The following is a 17897-nucleotide window of genomic DNA, read 5'->3' on the forward strand; positions in this document are numbered from 1 at the left end:
TGGTATTGGTGTTATATCATCCCTAATCAGTCTGAAAATCAACACCGAAAGCGAAAATGGTTTCCGTAATGAGTGTATTACCCGCAGCAGAACGCAACCCGTTCGAGGCACAGGACCCTGACAGGGCAGATATCTGGACGATGTTGGTGCAAAGGGACATCGATGCTTTCGTAGCGGCCGACTGGGATGCGGTGAAAAACGATTTTGTAGTGGATGGTTTTTTCGGTGTTGATGGTGGCAAGAAGCCGAATCCGGATACGTGGTCGATGCGCTTTCCCGGTATCGGTGAATATCGCGATGAATGGCTTCGCCAGGCAAAAGAATTCAGAAATACCGAATTTGCGGAAGACCCGCGCGCTGCGATTTTCAGAGCGACTCGCCTTGAGGAGATCGAGATTTCCGGGGACCGAGCCATCGCGCACAAGAAGTTTGACGGTTCCATTCGCAAAGCTGACGGAACGCTTGACCGCCTGCTCTGGCAGACGCTCTACTTCTGCAAGAAAACCGATGCAGGGTGGAAGATCACCAGCTTCTGCGGTTATCTGCCCAATCCGCTTGGCGGCGGCACGCATGGAGATGGACAAACAGAATGACCAGAAAACGCGTCTTTTCAGCTGTTCTGGCAACTGAGACAAACACCTTCTCGCCGATCCGCATCGACATTCGGGGGTTCGAGGCCTCTCTGCTGGCGCGTCCGGGCGAACATCCCGACACCCCAACGCTGTGTTCTGCGGTCATTCCGATCGGACGCGCCTACTGCGCCGAAAAGGGGTGGGACCTGATTGAAGGGACTGCTGCCTGGGCTGATCCTGCCGGTCTTGTTTCCAAGCCGACCTTTGAAGGTCTTCGCGACGAAATTCTCGGACAGCTGAAAGACGCACTACCGGTCGATGGCGTGGTCATTGGACTACATGGCGCCATGGTCGCAGATGGATACCCGGATCCCGAAGGGGACTTTCTGAGCCGCGTCCGCGACCTTATCGGGCCGGATACGCCGCTGGTGGCCACGCTGGATCCGCATTCTCACTTGACTGCGAAGCGCGTTGCAGCGGCAGATGCTCTGGTCGCTTTCAAGGAATTCCCGCATACGGATTTTGTGGATCGGGCCCGAGATGCCTGGCGGATTGCTGGCGGAGCCATAGAAGGCGAGGTTGCGCCGCATATTTCGGTCTTTGACTGCAAGATGATCGATGTCTTTCCGACGTCCAGACAACCGATGCGCGGATTTGTCGACAATCTGATCGAACTTGAGCGCACCGATGATCTCATCCTGTCGACTTCGGTCATTCACGGGTTCATGGCGGGCGATGTTCCTGAAATGGGAACCAAGATCATGGTTGTGACAGATGCGGCAGCCGAGCACGGACAAAGGATCGCTCGTGAACTTGGTGAAAATCTGTTTCAGTTACGTGGCCAGGTCCGCAGCCCCGAAGTGTCCGTCGATCAAGCCTATGAAGCTGCGCTTGCGTCTCATGACGGGCCCGTTGTCATCGCCGACATGTGGGACAATCCTGGTGGAGGAACAGCGGGAGACTCCACGGTTCTTCTGGCAGAAGCGATCGAGCGCGGCCTGACGAGCATTGCATTCGGGTCCGTTTGGGATCCCATCGCCGTACAGCTGTGCCATGCAGCCGGAGAGGGCGCGGAGATGGCGCTGCGGTTCGGCGCGAAATCTGCTCCTGGCTGCGGCGCTCCAATCGATGCGACAGTCAAGGTGATCAAGAACATCCGGGATGCCAATCAACGTTTCGGGGACAGCTTTGTTCCGATCGGTGATTCCAGCCTGATCTATCTGAATGGCATCGAGATCATTCTCAACTCGACGCGGGCCCAGTGTTTTGACACGAGCCTTTTCGAGATATTCGGGATTGATCCGCGGCAGCGGCGTATGCTTGTCGTCAAATCGACCAATCACTTTCAGGCGTCATTTGCGCGTATAAGCAACAAGATACTCTATTGTTCTGCCGGAAACCCGTATCCGAACAATCCGGCGAAAACAGACTACAAGCACGCGCCGCGGGATATCTGGCCGATCACGGACCGCTCGTCGCCCTATGATCCGGCCTCTCAGAACGTCCATGGAGCCCTGGCATGAGCAAGACGACCCATATCAGCGAATTGGCCACCCCTGTGGCGGTGATTGATGAAGATGTGATGGACGCGAACATCAAGGTGGTACAGCGCTACTTTGACGAGATTGGTCGACCGTTCCGCCCGCATATCAAGACTCACAAGATCCCGTCACTCGCGCGAAAACAGGTTGCTGCCGGGGCTGTTGGCATCACCTGCCAGAAAGTCAGCGAAGCCGAGATATTCGCCGACGCCGGATTTCATGACATTTTCATCACCTTCAACATGCTGGGCACCGACAGGTTGGCGCGGTTAAAAGCGCTGAATAACCGGGTCGATCTGCAGGTTGTTGCCGACAATGATGTCGTGGTCGACGGTTTGGCGGATGTTTTTACCGCCGATGAACCGCTCATGGTCCTGGTGGAATGCGATACGGGAGCAGGGCGCAACGGCGTCCAGTCTCCGGAAGATGCCGTAAAGCTTGCCGAGCGTATCGCGTCAAAGCCGGGTCTCGTCTTTGTCGGCCTGATGACCTATCCAAAACCAAATACGGAAGACGCCGTGGAAGCGTTCTTCTCGCAGACGGTTTCCATGCTCAAGTCTAAGGGCATCCATTGTCCGGTGCTTTCGCATGGCGGCTCTCCCAGCCTGCTGGATTCACATCTGGTGAAGTCGGCGACTGAGCATCGTGCAGGCACCTATATTTTCAATGATCGCTCGATGGTGCGTGCGGGGCTGTGCGATTATGACGACTGCGCCATGCATGTCATAGCAACTGTCGTGTCTCGTCCGACCGAAACGCGTGCAGTGCTGGACTCAGGCTCCAAGGCCTTGACCTCGGACCTGCTCGGATTTCCCGATCACGGCTACATCGTTGAATATCCCGACGCGTCGATCACTTCGTTGAGCGAAGAACATGCCGTTGTCGATCTGTCGAAATGTTCTGAGAAGCCAAAAGTTGGCGAGCGCATCCGGATTATTCCGAACCATACATGCGTTGTGACGAACCTGTTTGACCGGCTGGTGTTTCACAAGGGTGGAGTGGTCAGCGGGATTGAACCTGTTGCCGCACGCGGATGTGTGACCTGATTGAAATTTACACTGTACCTACAAAAAAGGCCGCGTGATCCGCGGCCTTTTTCAATTGAAGTCTGATCCCGATCAGAGATGCATCTGCGCGGGGTCGATCTCGGACATGGAGATCTTGCGCGTGAATGCAGAGCCATCCTTGTGGAACAAATGGCAATCCTGACCGACAATGCCCATCTTCAGCACTTCTCCGACCCGCGCCGGTGCATCGCCTGGCAGAAGGCTACAGAACACATTCTCGCTGCCTTCAACTGATGAGTAGGTCACTGTGTGGATGCCAAGTCGTTCCACGACATTGGGAACAACATCCAGGCTTGCGTCAGCTTCGCGAAGACGAATGTGCTCCGGGCGCAAACCGAGGATCAAATCCTGACCTGCGATGTCGCCGGTGACTTCGACTGCAACAGTCAGTTCGGAGCCGTTTGGCAGGATAACCGTCGCGCCTTTTTCGTTGGCTGATTTTCCGGTCACGTGAATGAAGTTCATCTTCGGGTTGCCGATGAACCCGGCGACGAAGGTGTTCTCCGGTCTATGATAGAGTTCGAGCGGCGTTCCGACCTGGGAAATAATGCCGCCATCCAGCACCACGATCCGGTCGGCCATGGTCATGGCTTCCACCTGATCGTGCGTGACGTAGATCATCGTGGCATCCAGATCGTTGTGCAGCTTGGCAAGCTCTACGCGCATTTCTGCACGCAGGGCTGCGTCCAGGTTGGAAAGCGGCTCATCGAACAGAAAGACCGAGGGGGCTCGAACGATAGCGCGGCCGATCGCAACGCGCTGGCGCTGACCACCTGAAAGTTCGCCCGGCTTGTGGTGCAGACGTGATTCAAGCTGCAGGATCTTTGCGGCTTGCTGAACCTTTTCTTCCACCTTGTCCTGCGGCAGGCGCTCGACACGCAGGGGGAAGGCAATATTCTCGTAAACGCTCATATGCGGATAGAGCGCATAGGACTGGAACACCATGGCAATGCCACGCTTCACCGGCGGCAGGGCGTTCACGACCTTCTTGTCGATGGAAACGTCGCCGTCAGAGATTTCTTCCAGTCCGGCAATCATGCGCAACAGCGTCGATTTTCCGCAGCCGGACGGCCCGACGAAAACCACAAACTCCCCGTGCTGGACGTCCAGTGACACGCCCTTGATCACTTCCATGCCGCCGTAGCTTTTGCGAACGTCACGCAGCTGCAACTCGCCCATGATTGTTTCCTTCTTTTTGTAAGCGGGCCGGGTCCCGACGGATCGGGACCCGGTATGCATCGTCAGGCGATTACTTGACTGCTTCGAGCGCTTCGGCTGCGATTTCAACTGCTTCAGCAGCTTCCATCTCGCCAAGAACAACAGCCTGGAGGGCTTCGTTGATCGCGTCCTGCATGCCGACATAATCGGTTACGAACGGCTCCGGACCACCGTCCGGGATCGCCTCAAGGAACGGTGCCCAGGTCGGATCCTTTGCAGCCAGCTCACGTACCTGCGGCATGTCGCGCAGCGGGGTGAAGCCTTCACCCAGTTCGAAGGCAACCTGGTTTTCCGGGTTGGTCAGCAGCTTGCCGAGAGACAGGGCCTGCTCTTCAACGCCGGATCCCTTGAAGACTGCGAGGGAGTCGGTGATCAGCAGGGTGCCATGCTTGCCGTTCGGGCCAGCCGGAACGCGGGTCACACCCCAGTTCACGTCACCAACCTGTGCGCGCTCCCAAGGACCGGAGATGAACATGCCGATGCGGCCTTCAGTGAAGAGCGGACGCAGCTTTGCACGGTCATAAGCAACCGGACCCGGCTGGGAAACGGTGGCCAGCTTGCCGTAGAAGGCAACTGCTTCAACAGTGTTCGGAGAGTTGAAGGTGATTTCGCCGTCCGCGTTGATGACTTCACCACCGTTCGAGTACAGGTAGTTCAGGAACTGGTGCATGGTGTTGTCGAAGGACGCAGCAGCAAGGCCTACACCGTCAGCGTCGGTCTTTTCCTTGATAGCCTTGGCGGCTTCGTACATTTCGTCCCAGGTCTTCGGCGGGTTTTCCGGATCAAGGCCAGCCTTCGCGAAGAGGTCCTTGTTCCAGTACAGTGCTTTGGTGGAGAAGGCGCGCGGGAGGCCCCACTGCTTGCCGTCTGCCGTGATGGTGCCGAGGATCGGCGGAGCGTAGGTGGCCTTTTCTTCTTCGGTCATATCGACCGGGATGATCAGGTCATTCTTAGCAAGCTGCTTCAGGGTACGCGAACCCATGTAGGCGATTGCCGGCGGGTTGCCTGCAGAAGCAAGCGTGGTGGACTTCTCCTGGCACTGGCCCCACGGCACGAATTCTACATCAACCTTGTAACCTGCGTTGGCAGCTTCCCACTGGTTGATGACTTCCGTCTGAAGCGGGATACCCGCGCCGGTGTTGTCACCGCAGACGATCATGTGAAGGCGCTTGTCCTCAGCAGAGGCGCTTCCGGCAATGGCGAGTGCAAACACACCGCCAAGGAGCAAAGACTTCAGTTTCATTGCTGTTTCCCTTTCTTGGTAAAGTACTGTTATTTTTATTCTTTCACCGCACCGGCCGTGAGGCCTGCAACGATGTATTTTTGAAGGAACACATAGACGAACAGCACCGGCAGGATACCGACGAGGCTCGCGGCCATGAGTTCGTTCCAAACCACGTCCTGACGACCAAAGAACTGGAACAGGCCGACGGGAAGCGGATTGAGCTCATTCACCGAGTTGAAGGTGAGGGCGTAGATGAATTGCTGTGCATAGGCCGTGATGAAGGCCGTGATGGACACAACAACAATTCCGGGAAGGGCGACCGGGATGATGACCCGGACGAGAGTGTAGATGCGACCTGCGCCGTCCACCCATGCTGCTTCCTCAAGCTCCTTCGGGATACGGATCAGGTAGGAGCGCAGCAGCCAGATGCCGGTCGGGATCACGAAAGCGGTGCCCGGTGCAATCATGGCGAAGTAGGTGTTCAGCAGTCCATACTGTTGCATCAGGCGGAACAGCGGGATGATGAGCACCGCGCCTGAGAACATGTTCACCGCGATGAACAGGCCGAGCAGGGTGTTGCGGGCCGGAAACTCGAAGCGGGAGAAGGCGTAGGCTGCAGGGATGATGCACATCAGACCCAGCACCGTGACAACCGTCGCGATGAAGAACGAGTTGAACATGTACATCCACAGAAGCGGAACGTTTTCCCACATCGTGAAATAGGCGTCGAAGCTCATCTTGTCCGTGATGAACTGGTACGGCACCGAGAACAGGCTCGACAACGGACGCAGGGACACCACAAAGGCTTCAACAAACGGGGCAAGCACGAAGGTCAGGAAGACAGCCAGCCCGGCGTAGATCAGAACGTATTCGTACCAGCGATACTTATTTAGCATTGTGCGGGCTCCGTTTCGCCAGACGGTTCAGAAGCATGAAGTAGACGAGCGTGAAGGTGCCGAGGAACAGACAGATCATCACGGTACGTGCTGCACCCTCGCCATACTTGAAGCGGCTGATTGCGGTCTTGTAGGTGTCGATGATCATCGTGGTGGTCGCGTTACGCGGTCCGCCTTCCGTCAGGATCCAGATGATATCGAAGGAGTTGAAGGTTGCGATAGCCGAAAGAAGTGCCATCGTCGCAATCGACGGGATGATCAGCGGCAACGTGATCCGGCGGAAGCGGTACATCCGCGAAGCTCCGTCCACCCATGCAGCCTCATAAAGGTCCTTGGGAATGGATTGCATGGCCGCCAGCAGATAGAGCGTCACCATGGGTACGCCAATCCACACGTCCGTCACGATTGTCGCGAAGAAGGCAGAGTTCTTGTAGGCGAGGAATTCAAATGGCGCATCCAGGATGCCAATGCGCTGCGCCATGCCCGAGATCATCCCGAACTGGCCGTTATACATCCAGCCCCAGATAAAAACGCCGATGGCGATCGGAATGACCCAGGGGGGCATGACCAGCACGCGGAAGAGAGCACGTCCGGGAACCGCAGCGTTCAGGAGAACGGCGCCGAGCGTCCCAATCAGCATCTTGAGGGCCACGGAAAGGCTCATCCAGTAGAACGTGCGCGCAATCACCTCCGGAAAGCGCTTGGACATGATCTTTTCGTAGTTCTCGAAGCCGACATACTCGAAATTCGGGCTCATGCTCGTATTCGTGAATGACAGGCGGAAGGTCTCATAAAGCGGGTAGGCCACGATCGCCAACATCACCGCTGATGCAGGCACCAGCAGGAGATATGGGAAGTAGTCCCGTTGTGTCTTTGCGACAGCCATTTTTCCTCCTAAGCCAGCCCGTAGCTGTCAAATTTCTGCCAGGTCTCTGACATGTCGATGACCGAGCGGGAATTGCGGGCTTCGTCCAACTTTATGGCGGTCAATCCGGCCTCAAGCGCATCAAGAACGCTTACCGGCAGGTCGCCGCCTTTTTCGAAATAGAGTGCAAGGTCGCGAGCCATGCCTTCGTCCGCGCCGTAGTGGCCGGTGCTGCCCTGGCCAACCTGTGGCATGTCCACCAGGCAACGCGACGTGAAGGCGTCATGAACCTTGTAGTAGTTGCGAATAAAATCACCTTCGGCCATTCCACGTGTTCCCATGACCGCAAAGCGGCGGAACTCGTCCGGCACGAACATGTTTGTATGGAAACAGAGATTAGTGCCATCTTCGTATTCTACCAAGGCTGTCTGATAGTCGATGATGTCGCCATCCGATTCAAAATCGGCATTTGCACCGCCCCAGCGCGGCGTAAATGGATCGACACGATCTCCGGTGTCGGGAGCGGGGAAGGGCGCCGCGTTTTCCGGACGGTTTTCCGGAACAAAGCTCTTGCGACCGCCAAAGCTTGAAACGAACCGCGGACGTTGTCCGACCACGCCTTGATAGAGATCCAGATCGTGGAAGCATTTTTCCAGCATGAAGCCACCGGAGTATTTGCTGTAACGCCGCCAGTCGCGCATGAAGAACGAACCGTGATACGGGCCGATATGTTCCGCAGCTTCGATGGAAACGACCTTGCCGATCTGACCGCTGTCAAGGCTATTGCGCAGCGCGACATAGAGCGGAGAATAGCGCAGGACGAGCCCGACAAGAACGCGCTTTGCTCCGCCATGATGCTTGAGCAGTTCCAGCAGTTCGAAAGTTTCTGCCTCACTGATAACGATCGGCTTCTCGGCGAAGATATGCTGAACGTCGGACTGCAGACCGGTTTTCAGGTGCTCAATGTGCATGTGGTTTGGAGACCCGATCATCAGAAGATCGAGTTTTTCCGACTTGAGCATGCCTTCAAGGGTTTCATACCCTTTCAGTTCACGGTCTGCATATTTGCGGACATGCGGGAGGCCCGCAGGCGTCGGGTCCACATAGGACACAAACTCCATGTCAGGCCGGAAAGCCTTGAAATGGCTGCCGACATTAGCGATCCGAGCGCCTAGACCGACGAAACCTACCTTCATGCGACGACCCTATGTTCTGAGCGGAGCACTGCCTTCATGGCGGCGACGGCATCTGCGCTTGTTTCCTTGATGCCGGATGTCGGCACAAACCCGAGTGTGTGGGCGAGAGGAGATTGACTGGTACAGTCGAGAATGGAGGAGCAGGACGAGTGCACTTCCCGTGCCCCAGTCTTTTGGAGGATCGACTGGACATTCTCGGATGTAACGCCGCTTCCCGGCATGATCGAAATCCGACCGGACGCAAGCTCGACCAAGCGGGCAATCAGATCCGTTCCGTCTTCTGCGCGCGGTGCATGGCCCGATGTCAGAATGCGTTCGAAGCCCAGCTTTACGGCATCTTCCAGGGCGGCTTCCGGTTCCTGAACAGTGTCGAATGCGCGATGGAGGGTTGCTGGCAAGCCAGCTTCATCAAGAACCCTGGCAAGGAAGTCCGTGTCGAGTGACAAGTCAGCGGTGATCGCTCCAACAACAATGCCTTGAGCACCGTTTTGACCGGCTTCACGCGCATCGCGAAGGATCACGGTCTTTTCGTCTTCAGTATATGCGAAATCGCCCTGGCGGGGACGCAGCATGACGTAGACGGGAATTCCGAGGTCCTGCGCGAACCTCTGCAGACCGCCAGTCGGCGTCAATCCGCCGTCATTTAAGGACGCGCAGAGCTCCAGTCGGTCAGCGCCGCTTTCCGCTGCAATCCGTGCCCCGGCAGGAGTGTCGACACAAACTTCGAGCAGAACGTCTCCCATCAGGCGACCTCCAGCTCTGCATCGACTGCAATCAGCCCCGCACCAACCAGACCGCCATTTGCGGCGTGCTGGCCACGGATGATCAGTGGTTCGTCATAGTTGGCCAACGCCCACTTGCGGGTCTTTTTGTCCAGTTCTGCCAGCAGCTCGAGATCAGAAGACAAACCACCACTGACAGGGATGACATGCGGACCAATGGTATTGACTACTGCCGAAAGCGGGCGAGCCAACAAGGTCGTATAGGTATCGATTGTCTTTGTGGCCTTGTTGTCTGCTTCGCGCCAGCGGGTCGTGATCTCGATGCTGGTCAGCTGTTCGCCATGCAACATGCCATGGATCTTTTCCATGCCGCGCGCAGAACAATAGGCGTCGACGCAACCAATGCGACCGCAACCGCATTTGATCGGCGAGATGCCTTCAACGGCTCCACCTGCGGTCGGATCGACGAGTGGGCCGTGCCCCCATTCACCTGATATGCCGCCAAAGCCAGGCACGAGGTGATCGTTTATGACAAGACCACCACCGACACCGGTTCCAAGAATGATGGCGAAGACCACCGGCTTGCCGATACCTGTTCCAAGGCGGGCCTCGGCAAGTGCGAAACAGTCGGCATCATTGGTGACGCGCACAGTGCGCCCGATGTCTCGAGAAAGGTCAGCCTCTACCCTGCGGCCGTGCAAGCAGGGAATATTGGCAACGTCCGCAATTCCGGTAATGGAATCAAAGGCTCCGGCAAGAGAGATAGAGATGGGGCCACTGCCGGGAGAGGCGGAGCGGACAGCGGATACAAAGTCATCCCAACTGTCCTTTGGAGTCGGGACACGGCCGATCTCGGGAACGGTTCCGTCAGGTTGACGAATGCCGAACCGTAGATACGAGCCTCCAATGTCGAAACAAGTCGTCATGTCCATCCCGGTGCTTCATTTTTCTTCTAATACCAATATTAGACCAATTTAGCTGCGAGTAAACAAAAAATTACGATTGGTATCAATTTTGCCGTTGTCAGGCTTTCCGTCAATTGTTGCTATTGCCATGTTTTGTAGCGAAAAAACCCAACACTGATAAAGCTGCGGGGCGCAGAAGATACGCTAGCGTCCCTGTGGATTTATGGTGTGGTCCAGTAACGGACGCAAATTGCCGTCACAGGCCGCAATCCTTTGGCGGGCAACTTCTGGCTCGACCTTGTCGCGGGCTATAAGGATCGCGATTTTCACATCGCCGGACGCATTCCTGAGGGCGTCGAGCGCGTCGGCCTCTGAGCAATCCGATATGTCCATGATGATGCGTAGCGCGCGCTTTTGTAGCTTTTCATTGTCGGCCACAAGGTTCACCATGTGGCCACGAACTGCGTGACCCAAGCGAAGGGCAACAAGGCTGGACATCATGTTCAGCGCGACTTTTTGGGCAGTTGCAGCGCCAAGCCGGGTTGAGCCGGCGATGATTTCCGGTTGCGTTGGCAGAAGGATCGGAATGTCGGCCTGTTGCAGGAGGGGGGTGTCCGGATTGTTCGCGATACCGATGGTGGTCGTACCGGATTCCTTGGCCGCACGTAAAACACCGAGTGTGTAGGGCGTTGTTCCGCTTGCAGAAATCAAGATGATGCAGTCATCTGTGCCAAGGCCGGAGTCGTAAAAATCCCGGGAGCCTTCCTCCGTCGAATCTTCAACTCGGCCACGCATGGACTTCAGGTTGTCTGTCCCGCCAGCAAAGAGCATTCGCAACCGCTCCGGCGGATAGCCGAATGTCCCCGGCAGTTCCAGGTAATCACAAAGCGCAGCGAGACCTGCACTTCCTGCACCGGCATAGCCGATCATCTTGTTGCTGGTTATTGCGGCCTGAATGCGTGCTGCGCCATCTGTCAAGGCGGGGAGGGCGCTGTTTACCGCTGACAGGGCAGCCACCTGTTTTTGCAGGAGCAGTTCGAGAATATCGGCATCGCTTCTCCTGGCCAGCCCGATGGCGTCAGGATCTCTCAACTCTGTGCGCGGCAACTGCATGTACGGTTCGTCCATATGGGCGTGAGGCGTCATAATGCCGAAACTGGATGGGCATGCAAGTCATTGATTTTTTATTCGCCTGCACCAATCAGGGGTGGTGACGAGTCGGGGCTGTGAATTCTTTTTCAAAAAATCGCACTCGCATTTTTTCGATATTGGTATTATAAAGGTATTGTTATTGGCTTTGAAAATCAGGAAGCATGCCCTGCATGACCGATTTTGTGACAATGCTTCAGGACAAGTCCTGGCTCGCAAATGGCAGTGGACCGCGCTATTTGCAGCTGCGCGAACGGATCCAGGAGGCAATCGACAACGGTGTTCTAAAGGAAAACCAGTCGCTGCCGTCCGAGCGTGAAATAGCGGCTATGACTGATCTGTCTCGGGTCACGGTCAGAAAAGCTGTATCCGGGTTGGTGGAAGACCAGATCATTGTCCAGAAGCGCGGCAGTGGGTCCTTTGTTGCGCCCAAGGTCCAGAAAGTCGAGCAGAAGCTTTCCAGCCTGACCTCCTTCACCGAAGACATGGCCCGTCGCGGGCTTGTTGCAGACAGCGAGTGGCTGACCCGCGGACTGTTTCCGCCTTCTCCAGAAGAGACGTTTACACTTGGTCTTTCGGTAGGGGAGCGGGTCGCGCGTCTCGATCGTTTGCGCAAGGCCAATGGTACACCGATGGCCATTGAACGGGCATCGCTTTCAGAACGTTCTGTTCCGGATCCGGCCAGAGTGGCCGTTTCCCTCTACGATGAATTGAAAAGGGCCGATTTGCGGCCCGTTCGCGCAATTCAGCGTATTTCCGCATTCAATCTTGAGCTCGTAGACGCCGGATTGCTCGGCGTGGCCGTTGGGTCTGCCGGACTGAAGATTGAACGCGTTTCCTATCTAGCATCAGGACGTGTCGTGGAATTCACCCGATCCGTCTATCGTGGCGATGCCTATGATTTCATCGCCGAACTCCAGATTTCCGATGAGGCAGATTGATATGCAGAGCGCAGCTCTCAAAAGTAACGAAACCCACATGCGACGCGAAATCGAGGAAATTCCGGTCGCGACGCGGCGGTTGTTTGACAATGGACGGGATGCCGTTGCAAAGGCAGCCGAGACCGCGCGTGGTGCCCGCTATTTCGCCACCGTCGCGCGCGGCTCCTCCGATCACGCCGCGACATTCTTCAAATACGCGTCGGAGATTTATCTCGGCAAGCCGGTTGCCTCGATCGGCCCTTCGGTTACCTCGGTTTACAAAAAGCGTGTGGCACTGAATGGCGCATGTGTTCTGGCAATTTCCCAATCCGGCGCAAGCCCTGACCTTCTCTCGTTGGTTCAGGATGCAACGGATCAGGGTGTGCCGACGATTGGTCTGACGAACAACTCGGACTCTCCGCTCGCCAACATTTGCACAAACGCAATCGATATCGCCGCGGGTCCTGAACTGAGCGTTGCCGCTACCAAGACCTATGTGTCTTCCGCTGTCGCTGCCTTGATGATTCTTGCAGATATCGCGGATGATGCCGCTCTGAAAGCCGCTCTTGATCGTTTGCCGGCGCGCTTTGAAGAAGCCATCCATATGGACTGGACTGCGATGAATGCAGCGATCGATGCGCATGGCTCTCTCTATGTGATCGGGCGCGGGCCTGGTCTGGCGATCGCGCATGAAGCAGCCCTCAAATTCAAGGAAACCTGCCAGATCCACGGCGAGGCATACTCCTCAGCCGAAGTGCTGCATGGTCCGGTTTCCATCGTCGGAGAGAACTATCCGGTTCTTGCGCTTGCTGCGCGTGACGAAGCAGAAGAGGGCTTGGCCCAAACCGCAGATTCCATCTCCGGAAACGGTGCGCTTGTTTTTGCGACGTCTTCAAGGGTGAACTCGGCAAAGGTACTCCCTCATGTCGAAGATGAGCATCCCTTGACCGATGCGCTGATCCAGATTGTTTCGTTCTACAGCTTCATCGAGCAGTTTGCGGCCCATCGTGGGCTCAACCCGGATACACCGCGCTTCCTGAAGAAAGTGACGCAGACCGTATGACTATGTCAGGCCGCCGCGCCCTTCGGGCCGATCGCATCTTTGATGGCTACATCATACGCGAAGACCACGCCGTTCTCTTCAGCGAAGGGAAAGTGGAAAAGGTGGTGGCGGCCTCCGAGCTGTCATCCGACATTGCCGTCGAAGATCTTGGAGATGTCCTGCTTTCTCCGGGATTTGTCGATCTGCAGGTCAATGGCGGTGGCGGCATCATGCTTGGTGACGCGAAAAGTGTCGATGACATTGCAGCCATTTGCATGGCGCATATCAGCTTGGGCACAACATCCCTTTTGCCTACCTTGATTACGGACCAGCCGGAAAACACGGCTCGTGTGATCGAGTTGGGCAAAAAGGCTTGGGAAGACGGAGTTGCCGGGTTTCAGGGGCTCCATCTTGAGGGGCCGCATCTCAGTGCAGCACGCAAAGGGGCTCATGACGCTCTGTTGATCAGGCAAATGGATGCGATCGATTTTGATCTGTATGAAAATGCGGCAACGATCCTTCCCAGCCTCTTCGTCACTGTTGCACCGGAAACAGTTGGCCCTTCCGATATATCCCGACTTTCCGAGAGCGGCGTAGTCGTCAGTCTTGGACATAGCGGTGCGTCTTACCAGTTGGCGCTGGAGGCTGCAGCCTCCGGTGCAAAAAGCGTAACTCACCTTTTCAATGCCATGAGCCCGCTGCAGCACCGCGATCCCGGTATGGTCGGAGCGGCACTGAACTGCGGCTCTCTGCATGTCGGCCTGATTGCAGACGGCATCCATGTCGACCCGGCGGCCATTGAACTTGCCCTGAGGGCGAAGAAGGGACCTGCGCGAATCTACCTTGTCACGGATGCAATGTGTGTTGCCGGGTCCGAGTTGTCGTCGTTTGAACTTGGAGGACGGACCATCCTGAGAATGAATGGTCGTTTGACGCTTGAAGACGGAACATTGGCCGGGGCGGATATTGACTTCGCAGGTTCGCTCAAAGTTCTCGTGGACAATGTTGGGGTCGAACTGGCCGAGGCCCTCAGGATGGCAACCCGGTATCCGGCTGAAGTCATTGGCAGGGCAACAGAGTTCGGGACTTTTGATAGCGATTGCCGAGCGGACTTTGTAGCTCTCGGCAAAGACCTTTCGATCAACGCTGTCTGGGTTGGTGGAAACCGCGCCGCCTGATTTAAAGGCATATTCTGCCAGGTGACATAGCGGAAAACCTGGCGCGTCGCTTGCGTCAGGTTCCTTGTATAAATTGCCTCTATTTTAAGTCATCCATATCGCCCTGGTAAAAATTCCCTATAAATCAAAAGTAGTGTTGTATTTCGTTAGTATACGCTGGTAGAAATTGTTGAAATAATTATGTCTATTCGAAAAAAATAACGCAGCGGCATATCTTGCCCTTTAAATTTGTAGTTATATGACCTCGCCGTTTGGAAGTTCTCCGAGGTTCAATATGTATAAATCATTGTTTTTGGCGATTTTGGTTTCAACTACCTCCCTTCAAGCCTATGCGCAGGAAAAGCCCTATGTGGAAATGCTGCATATGTGGCGCACGCAAAGTGAACAATATGCATTGGGTGCCATTCGTGACCCGTTGATTGCCCGTGGCGTCGATTGGTACGATTACGCGACGGAAAACAATTTTCAGGGCGTTCAGACAGAGTTTTCCAAACGGTTGTCGCTGGATGCTCCGCCAACTGCCGTGCAGTGGATCGTTGGGGAAGAGATGATCCGGTTGGCTCAAAGCGGGGCTATCCGGAAGATCCCGATTGATCAGGCCATGAAGGACCGTTTGCACCCGGAAGTGCTGGAATTGGTTCGTTATGAGGACAGCCTAGCCGGGATTCCTGTCGGCATTCACACGCAGAACCATATCGTGTTCAACGCCAAAATCGCTGCTGATCTTGGCCTCGATATTCCACAGACCTGGGCAGAGTTGATCTCCTACGGAGAGACGTTGGCGAGCCACAACATAAACCTGATCGCGGCCTCAAATGAGCAATGGCAAATTCGGCTCCTGTTCAACGCCATCCTTTCATCCTATCTGGATCCGGACGAGTTTTTGGAGGTCATGTCTCCCAAGACCAGTGTGGAACACCTGATTCCGAAATTCGAAAAGGCTTTCGGTGTGCTTGCCGAGCTCAAGCGCTACGCCAACACGGATGATGCCGACAAACCCTGGGAAGAAGTGTCCCGCAAGGTGGTTGAGGGTCAGGCCTTTGCGCAGGTGCTGGGCGACTATATTGTCCCGGAATATCCGGACCGTTCGGCAATCGTCTGTAGCCGTAGTCCGGAGGCCCGGTTTATCATCTGGGGCATGGACAGTTTTGTGCTGACACGGACGGAAGATCCTGACGCACTTGCCGGACAGGATATGCTGGTTGAAACGATTTTGTCGCCGGAAGTCGCGGCTGAGTATATTGCGCGAAAGGGCGGCGTGCCGGTAACACGAGATGCAGACATATCACGACTTGATAGATGTTCCGCTGGGATCGCCGAGAATTGGGCGAATACAGCGGCCAGAATCTGGACAGGGGGAGACGTTTGGCGCGGGCGATTTTCAGCGCTGGCGACCGTAGCGAAACGCGAGTGGGATAATGAAGAGATCGAGCCTCAAGCCGCAGCAAGACGCCTCTCCAGCGTCCTCGGGGCAATTTGATTCCCTAAAGACCTTCTCTCGCAATCGGCAGCAGGCTTCTTATGCCATGATGCTGATATCGGCGCTGGTCATTGCGAGCTGCCTGTTCACCTATGAGGTGTTCCGGATGCAACGGACCATGTTTGAAATCGTGGTGTTGGCCAACGAGAACATCAATGTCTGGCGCCGCATGGAAAAGCTTGCGGCTTTCCAGCCGATTGATCGGCGGGATGGATCACTGAATGAACGGATGGCCACCCGTATTCAGGAGGATGTTGTTCGCGGGCTGCAAGACTCTGCGGAGTATGAACAGCGGATCGAAAACGCACTCAAGCACAGCAGTACGTTTTTTTTTTGCTAGACGTTGGCGCGACCGAAGCGCTGATACAACAGTCCAGGGTTCCGGAGAACATCCGCACCAAGCTTGAAGAATTTGGAACCATGCCGCTGGAACTCATGGTTCTGGGCATTTCCAATTGGGACGCAGATATCAAGATCAGCTTTTTGAGTTCCAGCTATCTGAAGCCTGCACTGGATTTTGTAAAACAGGCAACGGCTACGGGGGAGCGGATCACGGAAGGAGCCCAGTATCTTCTTATTTTTGTTGGTGTTTTTCTCGTTCTTTTTATCGCTTACGTTTATCGCTTTTTCCTGTCCCCCATCTTTGCCGAACTCAGCAGTTTGCATGAAGAAGTCATCCGGGCAAACGAACAGGAAATCCACTTCGAAAAGCTTCGGGTACTGGGTCAGATTTCGGGCGGCGTAGCGCATGAGTTTAACAACGTTCTCAATATCATCTCGGGAAATGCCGAAATGGCGCTCCTGAAAGGAGAGGCCGGGAAAGACAATAGCCGTTACGTCGAGAAAATACTGGAGACGTCGATCAGGACGGCAACGTTGACCGATCAGTTGCTGATGTACTCCAGGCGCAGGCACTTGAATGAAGTGCATGTGGACCTCAGAAAGTTCTTCGAAAATCTAGAGAAAAACGTTCTTCCCGTTATCGGCAAGGAAGTCCGGTTCACGTTGTACAATGACCTTGAGATATCGATTTATGTCGATCCGGTGTTTTTCGAGACGTCGGTCGTCAATCTCATAACGAACGCGCGCGATGCCCTTTCGCGAACCGAGGACGGCTGTATTGAAGTCCGGGCCTCCATGACGGATCAGGGGCAGGTTCGAATTTCGGTTGTCGACAATGGTCCGGGAATTCCGGAGGAAATGCTGCCATTGATCCGCGAGCCCTTCTATTCGACGAAACGTCTTGGGCGGGGCACTGGCCTCGGGTTGGCCATGGTTGAAGGTTTTGCAGCGCAATCGAGTGGCCGACTGGAAATTTTTTCGCGACCCGGGAGAACGGAGACCGTTCTTCTGCTTCCAGTTTCTCATCCTCAAGGGCCCGAAGCACTCGTTGCAGGTCTCAGCCGGGAAACACCGGTCTATCTGGCTGGCGTAAGTATTCTTGTTGTCGAAGATCGGCTTGATGAGTTCGAATTCATTATAGAACATTTGAAGGCGGGGGGATGCGAGATCGGTACTGCTCGAAACGTCGAGGAAGCAATTGCCCAGAAGGACAGTATATGGGATGTCGTTTTATGCGACATTGATCTTGGTGTTGGAACAGGTCTGGATGTTTATCAGGAGTTCCGACGCAATCGGAATCGACCTCCATTTGTCTTTATGACCGGCAATATGCCAAGCGAAGCAATTCGGGATGAAGTCGCCAAGACGAGACAGCGCGTGCTGACAAAGCCCTTTACGATGTCGGATATGGTCGAGGCCTTGAAAGCCGAGGTTCAGATTGCCGGGCGAGGCGAGAACGGTACTGCCTGAGCTGGATTTTCATCCTTACCAAGTTGCTCATTTGCCAAATCAGCGGCCCATTCAATTTTTGCATCTTAAGCATGTGTAAGAAAATTGCGCATCATGACGTGATTGGATG

Annotated in this window: 17 protein-coding genes; 9 read left to right on the top strand and 8 right to left on the bottom strand. The window is 55.4% G+C overall.

Annotated features, from left to right (window positions below; genetic code table 11):
• The first annotated feature begins 68 nt into the window (after positions 1-68).
• From F0155_RS17610 to F0155_RS17620, 3 genes are read left to right on the top strand one after another with little or no spacing between them, the layout of a single operon-like run.
• Positions 69-593 (top strand): hypothetical protein, encoded by a 525-nt coding sequence (locus F0155_RS17610; RefSeq protein ID WP_192913836.1) that lies wholly within the window; start codon positions 69-71, stop codon positions 591-593.
• Positions 590-2095: a M81 family metallopeptidase gene (locus F0155_RS17615; RefSeq protein WP_150525862.1), complete on the top strand. Its 1506-nt coding sequence runs from the start codon at positions 590-592 to the stop codon at positions 2093-2095. The genes F0155_RS17610 and F0155_RS17615 overlap by 4 nt, the downstream gene beginning before the upstream one ends.
• On the top strand, positions 2092-3159 hold the full coding sequence (locus F0155_RS17620) for a D-TA family PLP-dependent enzyme (protein ID WP_150525863.1): 1068 nt from the start codon (positions 2092-2094) through the stop codon (positions 3157-3159). The genes F0155_RS17615 and F0155_RS17620 overlap by 4 nt, the downstream gene beginning before the upstream one ends.
• 72 nt (positions 3160-3231) lie before the next feature.
• On the opposite strand, the gene F0155_RS17625 is transcribed toward F0155_RS17620, so the two are convergent.
• The 8 genes from F0155_RS17625 to F0155_RS17660 all read right to left on the bottom strand — a co-directional run bounded on the left by F0155_RS17625 (position 3232) and on the right by F0155_RS17660 (position 11320).
• Positions 3232-4359 (bottom strand): ABC transporter ATP-binding protein, encoded by a 1128-nt coding sequence (locus F0155_RS17625; protein ID WP_150525864.1) that lies wholly within the window; start codon positions 4357-4359, stop codon positions 3232-3234.
• Positions 4360-4429: 70 nt separating this feature from the next.
• On the bottom strand, positions 4430-5641 hold the full coding sequence (locus F0155_RS17630) for an ABC transporter substrate-binding protein (protein WP_150525865.1): 1212 nt from the start codon (positions 5639-5641) through the stop codon (positions 4430-4432).
• Between the two features lie 35 nt (positions 5642-5676).
• On the bottom strand, positions 5677-6519 hold the full coding sequence (locus tag F0155_RS17635; protein ID WP_150525866.1) for a carbohydrate ABC transporter permease: 843 nt from the start codon (positions 6517-6519) through the stop codon (positions 5677-5679).
• Positions 6509-7405, bottom strand: a complete 897-nt coding sequence (locus F0155_RS17640) for a carbohydrate ABC transporter permease (protein WP_150525867.1) — start codon at positions 7403-7405, stop codon at positions 6509-6511. The genes F0155_RS17635 and F0155_RS17640 overlap by 11 nt, the downstream gene beginning before the upstream one ends.
• Before the next feature lie 8 nt (positions 7406-7413).
• A complete protein-coding gene (locus F0155_RS17645) occupies positions 7414-8580 on the bottom strand; it encodes a Gfo/Idh/MocA family protein (protein ID WP_150525868.1) in 1167 nt (388 codons plus the stop codon).
• Complete coding sequence (locus F0155_RS17650; protein WP_150525869.1) at positions 8577-9323, bottom strand: copper homeostasis protein CutC; 747 nt, start codon at positions 9321-9323, stop codon at positions 8577-8579. Before F0155_RS17650 ends, F0155_RS17645 begins: the two co-directional genes overlap by 4 nt.
• Positions 9323-10228 carry an ROK family protein gene (locus F0155_RS17655; protein ID WP_150525870.1) on the bottom strand — a complete coding sequence of 302 codons (906 nt, stop codon included), beginning with the start codon at positions 10226-10228 and terminating at the stop codon, positions 9323-9325. The genes F0155_RS17650 and F0155_RS17655 overlap by 1 nt, the downstream gene beginning before the upstream one ends.
• 183 nt (positions 10229-10411) lie before the next feature.
• Complete coding sequence (locus F0155_RS17660) at positions 10412-11320, bottom strand: N-acetylmuramic acid 6-phosphate etherase (RefSeq protein ID WP_150525871.1); 909 nt, start codon at positions 11318-11320, stop codon at positions 10412-10414.
• 209 nt (positions 11321-11529) lie between these two features.
• Between F0155_RS17660 and F0155_RS17665 the strand changes: the two genes are divergently transcribed.
• The 6 genes from F0155_RS17665 to F0155_RS17690 all read left to right on the top strand — a co-directional run bounded on the left by F0155_RS17665 (position 11530) and on the right by F0155_RS17690 (position 17788).
• A complete protein-coding gene (locus tag F0155_RS17665; protein WP_150525872.1) occupies positions 11530-12297 on the top strand; it encodes a GntR family transcriptional regulator in 768 nt (255 codons plus the stop codon).
• Position 12298: 1 nt separating this feature from the next.
• On the top strand, positions 12299-13339 hold the full coding sequence (locus tag F0155_RS17670) for an SIS domain-containing protein (RefSeq protein WP_150525873.1): 1041 nt from the start codon (positions 12299-12301) through the stop codon (positions 13337-13339).
• Positions 13336-14496 carry an N-acetylglucosamine-6-phosphate deacetylase gene (gene nagA / locus F0155_RS17675; protein ID WP_150525874.1) on the top strand — a complete coding sequence of 387 codons (1161 nt, stop codon included), beginning with the start codon at positions 13336-13338 and terminating at the stop codon, positions 14494-14496. The genes F0155_RS17670 and nagA overlap by 4 nt, the downstream gene beginning before the upstream one ends.
• 274 nt (positions 14497-14770) lie before the next feature.
• Positions 14771-15976 carry an extracellular solute-binding protein gene (locus F0155_RS17680; RefSeq protein WP_161599831.1) on the top strand — a complete coding sequence of 402 codons (1206 nt, stop codon included), beginning with the start codon at positions 14771-14773 and terminating at the stop codon, positions 15974-15976.
• A 46-nt stretch (positions 15977-16022) separates the two neighbouring features.
• The gene (locus tag F0155_RS17685; protein WP_150525876.1) at positions 16023-16316 is read left to right on the top strand and encodes a hypothetical protein; all 294 of its coding nucleotides are present in this window, start codon (positions 16023-16025) and stop codon (positions 16314-16316) included.
• Positions 16310-17788, top strand: coding sequence for a hybrid sensor histidine kinase/response regulator (locus F0155_RS17690; protein ID WP_150525877.1), 1479 nt, complete (start codon positions 16310-16312; stop codon positions 17786-17788). Before F0155_RS17685 ends, F0155_RS17690 begins: the two co-directional genes overlap by 7 nt.
• Positions 17789-17897 lie beyond the last annotated feature (109 nt).

The organism is Roseibium sediminis (genome assembly GCF_008711325.1).
Lineage (GTDB): Bacteria > Pseudomonadota > Alphaproteobacteria > Rhizobiales > Stappiaceae > Roseibium > Roseibium sediminis.

Bases quoted from the DNA above. Each gene is read 5' to 3' on its own strand.
- F0155_RS17610 (WP_192913836.1), top strand. From the start codon at position 69: ATGAGTGTATTACCCGCAGCAGAACGCAACCCGTTCGAGGCACAGGAC.
- F0155_RS17615 (WP_150525862.1), top strand. From the start codon at position 590: ATGACCAGAAAACGCGTCTTTTCAGCTGTTCTGGCAACTGAGACAAAC.
- F0155_RS17620 (WP_150525863.1), top strand. From the start codon at position 2,092: ATGAGCAAGACGACCCATATCAGCGAATTGGCCACCCCTGTGGCGGTG.
- F0155_RS17625 (WP_150525864.1), bottom strand. From the start codon at position 4,359: ATGGGCGAGTTGCAGCTGCGTGACGTTCGCAAAAGCTACGGCGGCATG.
- F0155_RS17630 (WP_150525865.1), bottom strand. From the start codon at position 5,641: ATGAAACTGAAGTCTTTGCTCCTTGGCGGTGTGTTTGCACTCGCCATT.
- F0155_RS17635 (WP_150525866.1), bottom strand. From the start codon at position 6,519: ATGCTAAATAAGTATCGCTGGTACGAATACGTTCTGATCTACGCCGGG.
- F0155_RS17640 (WP_150525867.1), bottom strand. From the start codon at position 7,405: ATGGCTGTCGCAAAGACACAACGGGACTACTTCCCATATCTCCTGCTG.
- F0155_RS17645 (WP_150525868.1), bottom strand. From the start codon at position 8,580: ATGAAGGTAGGTTTCGTCGGTCTAGGCGCTCGGATCGCTAATGTCGGC.
- F0155_RS17650 (WP_150525869.1), bottom strand. From the start codon at position 9,323: ATGGGAGACGTTCTGCTCGAAGTTTGTGTCGACACTCCTGCCGGGGCA.
- F0155_RS17655 (WP_150525870.1), bottom strand. From the start codon at position 10,228: ATGACGACTTGTTTCGACATTGGAGGCTCGTATCTACGGTTCGGCATT.
- F0155_RS17660 (WP_150525871.1), bottom strand. From the start codon at position 11,320: ATGCAGTTGCCGCGCACAGAGTTGAGAGATCCTGACGCCATCGGGCTG.
- F0155_RS17665 (WP_150525872.1), top strand. From the start codon at position 11,530: ATGACCGATTTTGTGACAATGCTTCAGGACAAGTCCTGGCTCGCAAAT.
- F0155_RS17670 (WP_150525873.1), top strand. From the start codon at position 12,299: ATGCAGAGCGCAGCTCTCAAAAGTAACGAAACCCACATGCGACGCGAA.
- nagA (WP_150525874.1), top strand. From the start codon at position 13,336: ATGACTATGTCAGGCCGCCGCGCCCTTCGGGCCGATCGCATCTTTGAT.
- F0155_RS17680 (WP_161599831.1), top strand. From the start codon at position 14,771: ATGTATAAATCATTGTTTTTGGCGATTTTGGTTTCAACTACCTCCCTT.
- F0155_RS17685 (WP_150525876.1), top strand. From the start codon at position 16,023: ATGATGCTGATATCGGCGCTGGTCATTGCGAGCTGCCTGTTCACCTAT.